At 65.1% G+C, this 8,753-nt stretch carries 9 protein-coding genes; 5 read left to right on the top strand and 4 right to left on the bottom strand.

What is annotated here, in order from left to right:
* Window positions 1-203: ribonucleotide-diphosphate reductase subunit beta (locus Q0982_RS07940; RefSeq protein WP_299393922.1), on the bottom strand; the 203-nt coding region annotated here is incomplete at its 3' end.
* Window positions 204-380: 177 nt separating this feature from the next.
* Entirely contained in the window at window positions 381-2,471 is a 2,091-nt protein-coding gene (locus Q0982_RS07935) for a ribonucleoside-diphosphate reductase subunit alpha (protein ID WP_299393919.1), read from the bottom strand.
* A gap of 223 nt (window positions 2,472-2,694) precedes the next feature.
* Between Q0982_RS07935 and Q0982_RS07930 the strand changes: the two genes are divergently transcribed.
* Window positions 2,695-3,468 carry an SOS response-associated peptidase gene (locus Q0982_RS07930; RefSeq protein WP_299393917.1) on the top strand — a complete coding sequence of 258 codons (774 nt, stop codon included), beginning with the start codon at window positions 2,695-2,697 and terminating at the stop codon, window positions 3,466-3,468.
* 36 nt (window positions 3,469-3,504) lie between these two features.
* Here Q0982_RS07930 and Q0982_RS07925 read toward each other — a convergent pair whose 3' ends face one another.
* Window positions 3,505-3,957 (bottom strand): BLUF domain-containing protein, encoded by a 453-nt coding sequence (locus Q0982_RS07925; RefSeq protein ID WP_299393914.1) that lies wholly within the window; start codon window positions 3,955-3,957, stop codon window positions 3,505-3,507.
* A gap of 233 nt (window positions 3,958-4,190) precedes the next feature.
* Window positions 4,191-5,222: a hypothetical protein gene (locus Q0982_RS07920; RefSeq protein ID WP_299393912.1), complete on the bottom strand. Its 1,032-nt coding sequence runs from the start codon at window positions 5,220-5,222 to the stop codon at window positions 4,191-4,193.
* A 575-nt stretch (window positions 5,223-5,797) separates the two neighbouring features.
* Here Q0982_RS07920 and Q0982_RS07915 point away from each other — a divergent pair.
* From Q0982_RS07915 to Q0982_RS07900, 4 genes are all read left to right on the top strand, one after another.
* Window positions 5,798-6,724 (top strand): sulfurtransferase, encoded by a 927-nt coding sequence (locus tag Q0982_RS07915; protein ID WP_299393909.1) that lies wholly within the window; start codon window positions 5,798-5,800, stop codon window positions 6,722-6,724.
* 155 nt (window positions 6,725-6,879) lie between these two features.
* Entirely contained in the window at window positions 6,880-8,145 is a 1,266-nt protein-coding gene (locus Q0982_RS07910; protein WP_322096977.1) for a YeeE/YedE family protein, read from the top strand.
* A gap of 133 nt (window positions 8,146-8,278) precedes the next feature.
* A complete protein-coding gene (locus tag Q0982_RS07905) occupies window positions 8,279-8,434 on the top strand; it encodes a hypothetical protein (protein WP_299393904.1) in 156 nt (51 codons plus the stop codon).
* A gap of 42 nt (window positions 8,435-8,476) precedes the next feature.
* Window positions 8,477-8,665, top strand: a complete 189-nt coding sequence (locus tag Q0982_RS07900; RefSeq protein ID WP_299393902.1) for a hypothetical protein — start codon at window positions 8,477-8,479, stop codon at window positions 8,663-8,665.
* Window positions 8,666-8,753 lie beyond the last annotated feature (88 nt).

Here is an 8,753-nt window from a genome sequence, read left to right as displayed (position 1 = left end):
ACGTCGGACTGGGTGAAGAAGCGGAAGATCTGGGTCAGCAGGTTGCGCTCGGCGCCCGTCAGGTTGCGGTTCCAGTCCTTCACGTCGTCGGCCAGCGGCACCTCTTCCGGCAGCCAGTGGATGCGCTGCTGCATCAGCCAGGCGTCATAGGCCCAGGGGTAGCGGAAGGGTTTGTAGACCGGGCTGGCGTCGAGCAGGGACATGGCGTCTTGGTTCTCCCACGGCAGGGTTTTCGGATGCTGAGGCCGGCGGTCCCCCCGAACCGCCGGCCTCGGGCCTCCGAAGTATCCCCTACACACACTTGAAATCTTCGGAAGGCATTGCTTCGGCGGCCGCCTGCACCAGCGAGGGCCGGGGCCGCCTGATCGTTTAAGACGTGCCTACTGGCAGGCGAGGCACTCCTCGTAGTCGGTGGTGTTGGCGGCCGCCAGGGCCGGCGTCTCCTTGGAGGAGATCTTGCCCAGGTGCGGCACGGCAGCGGTGGTGCCGGCGCCTTCCGCCGATTCCGCCCGCTGGATCGATTTGGAGCGGCAGTAGTAGAGGCTCTTCACGCCCTTCTTCCAGGCCTGATAGTGGATCTGGTGCAGGTCGCGCTTGTGCACGTCGGCGGGCACGAAAACGTTCAGCGACTGGCCCTGGCAGATGAACTCCGAACGGTCGCCGGCGTGTTCGATCAGCCAGCGCTGGTCCAGCTCGAAGGCCGTCTTGAAGACGTCCTTCTCGTCGTCACTGAGGAAGTCCAGGTGCTGGACCGAGCCCTCGTTGACGGTGATCGACGTCCAGACCTCTTCGGTGTTCTGCCCCTTTTCCTCCAGCAGCGCGGTGAGGTGCTTGTTGCGCACGTTGAAGGAGCCGGACAGCGTCTTGTGGGTATAGCTGTTGGCGGCAATCGGCTCGACACCGGGCGAAGCGCCGCCGCAGATGATCGAAATCGAGGCCGTGGGCGCGACCGCCATCTTGTTGGAGAAGCGCTCCATGATGCCGAACTCCTCGGCATCCGGGCAGGCGCCGCGCTCTTCGGCCAGCTTCCGCGAAGCGGCGTCGGCGCCCTTGCGGATGGCGGCGAAGATCCGCTTGTTCCAGACCTTGGCCATGACGCCTTCCATGGGAATGCCGTTGGCCTGCAGGAAGGAGTGGAAGCCCATGACGCCCAGGCCGACGGAGCGCTCGCGCATTGCCGAATACTTGGCGCGCTCCATGGAGTCCGGCGCGTTGTCGATGAAGTCCTGCAGCACGTTGTCGAGGAAGCGCATCACATCTTCGATCAGCGCTTCGTTGTCCTGCCATTCGAAATAGGTCTCCAGGTTCATCGACGCCAGGCAGCAGACCGCCGTGCGGTCGACGCCGTGGTGGTCGATGCCGGTCGGCAGGGTGATCTCGCTGCAGAGGTTCGACATCTTTACGGTCAGGCCGGCGAGCTTGTGGTGCTCCGGGATCTGCCGGTTCACGTGGTCGCCATAGATGATGTAGGGCTCGCCGGTTTCGATACGGGCGGTGAGGATACGGATCCAGAGATCGCGGGCCTTCACCTTGCGAATCACGGCGTTGTCCTTGGGGCTCAGCAGCCCCCATTCCTCGTCCTTCTCGACGGCGCGCATGAAGGCGTCGCTGATCACCACGCCGTGGTGCAGGTTCAGGGCCTTGCGGTTCGGGTCGCCGCCGGTCGGCCGGCGCATCTCGATGAACTCCTCGATCTCCGGATGCGAGATCGGGATGTAGCAGGCCGCCGAGCCGCGCCTGAGCGAGCCCTGGCTGATCGCCAGGGTGAGCGAATCCATCACCCGGATGAAGGGGATGATGCCGGATGTTTTGCCGTTCTGGCCGACCTTCTCGCCGATCGAGCGCAGATTGCCCCAATAGCTGCCGATGCCGCCGCCGCGCGCGGCCAGCCACACGTTCTCGTTCCACAGGTCGACGATTCCATCCAGGCTGTCGCCGGCTTCGTTCAGGAAACAGGAGATCGGCAGGCCGCGCTTTGTGCCGCCGTTGGACAGCACCGGCGTGGAGGGCATCAGCCAGAGCTTCGAGATATAGTCATAGAGCCGCTGGGCGTGGGCGCTGTCGTCGGCATAGTGGGCGGCGACGCGGGCGAAGAGATCCTGGAAGCTCTCGCCGGGCATCAGATAGCGGTCGGTCAGGGTCGCCTTGCCGAACGCGGTCAGCAGGTCGTCACGCTCCCGGTGGATGCGCACGCGGATGCCGCGCTCGTTCTGGAACTCGTCGCGAATCTGACCGTTGCCCAGCAGATCTTCGGGCAGATCTTCGGGCAGGTCTTCGGGCAGGTCTTCCGCAGCGCCGGCGTCGTCAGCAGTCTGCGCGGCCGTGGCGGCGCCCGGAACTCCGGAGGCGTCCGGCTTTGTGGATTCGTCGGGTTGTCTTTCCGCAGCGACTTCGTTATCCACAGTGGCCGGCCCGGTTTCGACATCGCTGTCAACCGCCCGGCTGCGCCCGAAAATCCCCGATCCATCCATGTTTGTTTCCCCTCAGTCCACAGCGTGTGGAAGACCCAAATGTGCAATGCGTGTACAAGATATAGGGTTAATTGCTGCCCTCACGCACCAGATATGGTCCAAATCTAGCCAGCAGTCTTGATTCTGTCATCATGAACAAAATGAGAACATTAAGCATAGTAGCGCAGCGGCACGGCGGGGCAAGGGGATTGCGCCGGTTACCCACAGGTAAGAATTTTGAGGCATGTGCGGACGCTTCCTTCTGACGGCGCCGGTTGAGGCGCTGCAGCGCCTTTTCGGCTTTCCCGAGCTGCCGAATCTGTCGGCGCGCTTCAATGTCGCGCCGGGCCAGGCGGTGGCGGCGATGCGTTTGGATTCCGAGCGCCGGCGGCACTTCGTCTGGCTGCGCTGGGGCTTGGTGCCGTCCTGGGCCCAGGGAAATGGGGCCAAGGGAAGTGGGGAGGGGGTTGTCCAAAGCGGCCGCGGGATCACGCCGCTCATCAACGCCCGCGCAGAAACCGTGGCCGAGAAGCCGTCGTTCCGTGCCGCCTTTCGTCAGCGCCGCTGCGTGGTTTTTGCCGATGGCTTCTACGAGTGGCGGCAGGACGGCAACCGGCAGCCCTACTGCGTGCGCCTTGCCGAGACAGCGCCGTTCGCCTTCGCCGCGGTCTGGGAGCCTCTGGCCCCAGGCACACACCAGGGTGCATACCAGGGCGCTGGCGACGCCGCGACCGGGGAGGTGGCCGGGACCTGCGCGCTGATCACGACCCAGGCCAACGACAAGATGGCGGTTGTGCACCACCGCATGCCTGTCATCCTACCGCCGGAGGCCGTCGGCCCCTGGCTCGATCCCGCCAGCGGCCAGGGTGATCTTTTCCCATTGCTGCGACCTCTGCCCGCGGCGGCCGTGGCCCTGACGCCTGTCTCGAAGCGTGTAAACGCGGTGCGCGAAGACGATGCCGGGCTGCTGGAAGAGTCGGTCCTGCCGGAGGCCCCGGCCCAACTGAAGCTGATTTGACGCTGCAATTCAGAGGGTGAGGGGCGGCTCTCGGCTCTAGCGGTCGCGTGACAGCAGGATGTTGTGCCGGGAAAAGTGTTCCATGAACACAGCAACTTCCTGCGGAACCTGCGGCGGCAGCACGTCGCTGACGTCCTGGCTTGCCAGGTCGACGAAGCCGGCGACAACCGACGCCTGATTGCGGTCCAGCCGCCGGAAGCCCATCGACCAATCGGGAAAGGCCCGCGCGTCGATCGGGCCCGCGATCAGCCGCAGCACGCCGCTGTGCCGCGGGTCCGCGGCGATCCGATCATAGAGGGTTTCGACGTGCTGTTGTTCTCCCTCGAGGCACTGTAGGAAGTGGCGGTCGCCGTAGAGCAGCAGGCCGGTGATGCTTGCCGCCACATTGGATCGGCGGGCCACCGTAAGGATGGCTTCCAGGTCTCCGTCGGACATGTCGTCACGGGCCGTGCTCATGTAAATGAGTCTGTAGAGCGGGTGTGCCGTCACTCTTCTGTCCGGTGCCTGCGGGAGAGATCAACAAACTGCCCACAGTTAGTTAATTTAGCCTTACCTTAATAACCGGCCCCTCAGGAATCGGCGCGGACCCGCCGGCTGCAGGGCGGCAGCCGGAACCAGGCGTATCCGGAATCAGACGTATCCGAAGTGAGGGCAGGCCCGGCGGAGGATCGGGCCCGCCAGGGATCTGCCAGCGTGAGAGCTGTTAGCCAGCTTGAGATCCGTCAGGCGGTGTTCTGCTGGCTCTCGAAGAGGCGCTGAACCAACTCGGGCGTTACCGCCGCGTCCCCTTCGGCACCGACGCTGCTTAGAAAGGCGCCGATGGCGCCGCGGGTCCGCGGGCCCATCAGGCCGTCGACCACACCTGCATTGAAGCCCAACTGGTTGAGGCTGTGCTGCACGAACATGACAGTCGGCTTGTCGGCAAAGACGGAGTCCCCGACCGCTTCAAAGGCGGCCGCTCCCGCCTTGCCGCGCTCCAACTCCTCGGCGGACATGTTGTTGGCAATGGCGGCGCGGATATCCTTGGCCGTGGCATGACCCTGCTGATCGGCAACCGAGAGCCAGGAGTAACCGGCCACCATGTTCTCAGGAACGCCCAGACCGGCGGCCTGGACCACGCCATAGGAAAACGCCCCTTCCGTATGGCCCTGCTCGGCGGCCTTGCCGTACCAGCGTGCCGCCCAGGAGAGGTTCTTCGTCACCCCGCGCCCGTTCGCGTAGCATTCCGCCAGCAGGTACTGGGCCGGGGCGTAGCCCTGCTCGGCCGAATCGGTGAGGTAGCGGGCGGCCCGTATGAAGTCCTGCTCGACGTCGTCACCGGCATAGTAAGCGGAGCCCAGGACATACTGCGCGCGCGGTTCGCCGCGGGTGGCCGCTGCGTTGATCCACTTGGCGCCCTCGTTGAGATCCTGCTCGACACCGCTGCCGGTGTTGTAGGCTTCGCCCAGTTCGTAGGCCGCCGGCCCGTGGCCGCGCATGGCGGCTTCGCGGAACCGCACCAGGGCTTCTTCCTCCGCACCGCTGTCGCGCAACCGCAGGCCTTCGTCATAGAGCGCATTCAAGGCGGCGCTGTCGACCAGGGCGTCCTGCTCGCCCGAGGGCAGAGGCGTCTCGTCGTCAAAGATGCTGGACACGCTTTCGTTGGCGCCGTCCAGGGTGTCCTTGACCTCCGTGCAGGCGGCGGTCGCGAGTCCGAGAAAGGCGACAGCTGCCACAGTACCGAGGCCGCGGCGCTTCTTGCCGGTCAGGTTCATGGAAACTCCCCTCAAGAAAAACGGCTCCCACAGCCGTTCCGCAATGCGGCGGTCCTTAGGATCTGGCCCGCGCCGGCCCTCAGAGGGCCCCCGGCGGGGCGGCCTCTGCGCGGCGCGCCCGCGTGCCGCGAGGACATGGGCGGGGTTATGGCCAGGGTTATAGCCAGGATCATAGAACGAACTTCGTCGGCGGTTCGTCCGGTGACTTTCATCGACTGGATCGACAATGACGTCAACCATTACCGACCCGTGCGCCAAGTCTGACCCGGGTGCCACAGAAACGGCAGGCATGGTCCCCCCTTTTTGAACAATGCCCTAAGGAAAACAGGCTTTTGGGCATCCTCTGCCCCGAATACGCCTGTTCAATCGACTGCTGCGCGAAACCGCAAGAGGCAAAATAGCGGCATAAAACACATATTGTGTTCGTTATTTATATCTATTTTACTTTGTGCAATGCTGATTTCGGAAGACTTTGAGCCCGCAAGGAGCGCCGCATGGGCACGACAAAGCGAAACGCGATCTTCACAACCCCGGCCCGTTTACTGAAAGTTCGCGTCCTGGGAGCCGCAGCTCTGATGGTCCTGGCCGCAGTCCTGATGCCGGGAGCGCTTACCGGGTCGGCGCAGGCGGCTGATGCGGCCGGGCCCCTGGTCGACGTCGGTTGGCTGAAGGCGAATGCAGACCGCGACGATCTCCGCCTGCTCGATGTCCGCAATCGGATAAGCGGCGGTTCGGCAGCGGTCTTCGCCGAGGGCCATATCCCCGGCTCGGTCTACAGCGACTATCTGCGCGACGGCTGGCGCCAGCCGCGCGATGGCGTGCCCGGGCAGCTTCCCCCGGTTGCCGATCTGGAGGCCCTGATCGGGGGCCTGGGCATCGGCAACGATCATCACGTGGTGATCGTCGCTGCCGGGGCCAGCGCTTTGGAAATGGGCAGCGCGACCCGTGTCTATTGGACCTTCAAGGTGCTGGGTCACGACGCCGTTTCCATTCTGGACGGCGGCTATCGTGCCTACACCGCCGATCCGGCGAACCCGGTCGCCAAGGGTACGGCGTCGCCGCAGCCGGTCATGTTCAAGGCGCAGTTCCGCCCCGAGCTGATTGCCGACCGCAGCGATGTGGTTGCGGCCATGCAGGCCGGCACCCCCCTGGTCGACAACAGACCGACCCAGCAGTACCTGGGCCAGAGCGCGCATCCGGCGGCGCCGCGCCCGGGAACGATCCCCGGCGCCCTGTCGCTCCCGGAAGGGCGCCTGACGGACGGTGCCGGCCGCTTCGTCAGCAAAGCGCGGGCGGCTGCCCTGGCGCAGTCCGCCGGCATCGAGGAACTGGGCGAGGGGGCCATCACGTTCTGCAACACCGGCCACTGGGCATCGCTTGGCTGGTTCGTGCAGAGCGAGATCCTCGGGCGTGAGAACGTGCGCCTCTACGACGGCTCCATGGTCGACTGGGCGGCCCAGCCCGACCTGCCGGTGACAGCCGGCGGCGCCAAGGCGCCTTAGGGAATCCCCGCTCATCTCTGCTCACAATGCCGTGGGGCCGCCTCGACAGCGCCGATGCGGCGGTTTACTGAAGCCGGGCTGCACCGCCGCGTAGCCAAAACCGAGAACGATCCAATGGGGAGCAATCCGATGGAACGCCTGCGGGCTGGAGGAGCATGGCGCCGTTGAGCAGCGCAGAGACTGCCGCACCGGCCGAGGCGGCGCGCCCACGGCAGGTCGATTGGCGCGTGGCCGGGCCGGCCCTGCTGCTGATCGTCGCCGGCATGGTCGTCATCTCAGAAGACGCCAGCCAACGGATGGCATGGCTCTATCTTCTGGGCGCAGCGCTGGGACTGGTGCTTTATCACGCCGCTTTCGGTTTTGCCTCTGCCTGGCGGGTCTTCATTGCCGAGGGCCGGGGCGCAGGCCTGCGCGCCCAGATGGTCATGCTTGCCCTTGCGAGCCTGCTGTTCTTTCCGCTGATCCACCAGGGATCCTTCTTCGGAGAGACTGTGGGCGGCGGTGCCGTCGCGCCACTCGGCCTCTCGGTGGCCATCGGTGCGGCCATCTTCGGTATCGGGATGCAGCTGGCCGGGGGCTGTGCATCGGGCACGCTCTACACGGTCGGCGGCGGCTCCACCCACATGGTCTTCACCTTGATCTTCTTCATGATCGGCTCGCTGATCGGCACCCTTCATATGCCCTGGTGGATCGAGACGCCCAGCCTGGGAAGCATATCCATCCTGAGAGAATGGGGCTTGGTGCCGGCGCTCTCGGCCCAACTCGCCTTTCTGGGCGCCATTGCCGGCCTGACGCTCTGGGTCGAGCGCCGGCGCCGTCCGGCTGACGTGCTGCAGGAGATGCCGACGCGCGGCTGGCGGCAGTTCATCATCTCCGGCTCCTGCATCTCCGGCCCCTGGCCGTTGATCTGGGGCGCGGTGCTGCTTGCGGTCTTGAACGCCGTGACCCTTGTTGCCGCCGGCCACCCCTGGACCATCAGCTTCGGCTACACCCTCTGGGCCGGCAAGCTGGCCAGCGCCGCCGGGGTCGATCTCTCCGCCTGGGCTTTCTGGACCTGGCCCTTCCCGAGCCGTGCTTTGGCCGGGTCGGTCTTCGAAAGCAGCACCTCGGTGATGAACTTCGGCGTGATCGTCGGCGCCCTGTTGGCGGCAGGACTGGCCGGAAAGTTCAATCCGGCCTGGCGGCTGCCCTGGCGCAAGGTGCTGGCTGCGGCGCTGGGCGGTCTGCTCATGGGCTATGGCGCCCGGCTGGCCTACGGCTGCAACGTCGGCGCCTATTTCAGCGGCGTCGCCTCCGGCAGCCTGCACGGCTGGCTGTGGTTTGCCGCGGGCCTGGGGGGCAGTTACCTGGGCAACGCGCTGAGGCCGTTTTTCGGACTGGACGGCGGGCGGAAACCTGGGGCTCGCACCCGCACTGCGTGACAAGCGCTCTGCGCGGCCTGGATAAGGAACATCTTCCTTTCTCAACCATTTATGGTGCTTTCCGGGCCTTTGGTAACCTTAGAGTAAGCTTATAACTCCTTGAAATGTTTGCATCCGTCCCCATATCGCCTTCATGAAACAGTCATCTTTCAAGAAGCCGGTGGCGAATGTGCCGCAGGAAGCGGTGGTCAGACAGTGCCTGATGTGCCGTGACCGCTTCGAAAGCACCTGGCATGGCGAGCGGATCTGCAAGCGCTGCAAATCCACCGCCGCTTGGCGCGAAGGCTGAGGATTGCGAAACCGCCAGGACGGCACTGCCGTAGATGGAGTCATGAAGCAGTCAAAGCCTGTCAGCCCCTATCTCCAGCGTCCGCTGCGCAGCCTCAAAGAGGTCCTGCGGGACCGTGGCGGCGGCGCCTACCGGCGTGGCGGACCGCTTGCCTCCGGCGCGTCAAACCCGCCGTCCGCGCACAACAACAACGGCTCCGCGACGCGCTACAGGACCTCCAGGTCGGCCTAGGCTGTGGTGACAATTTGTTTGTTATCTGAGCCATAGCATGATTGCGGCGATGAGCACGAAGCCACGGAAGTTCTGCAAGAGCTTGTCG

This window comes from Pelagibius sp. (genome assembly GCF_028281305.1).
GTDB lineage: Bacteria > Pseudomonadota > Alphaproteobacteria > Kiloniellales > Kiloniellaceae > Pelagibius.
The sequence above is the reverse complement of the archived record's forward strand: the minus strand, read 5'-3'. Positions and strand labels throughout refer to the sequence as shown.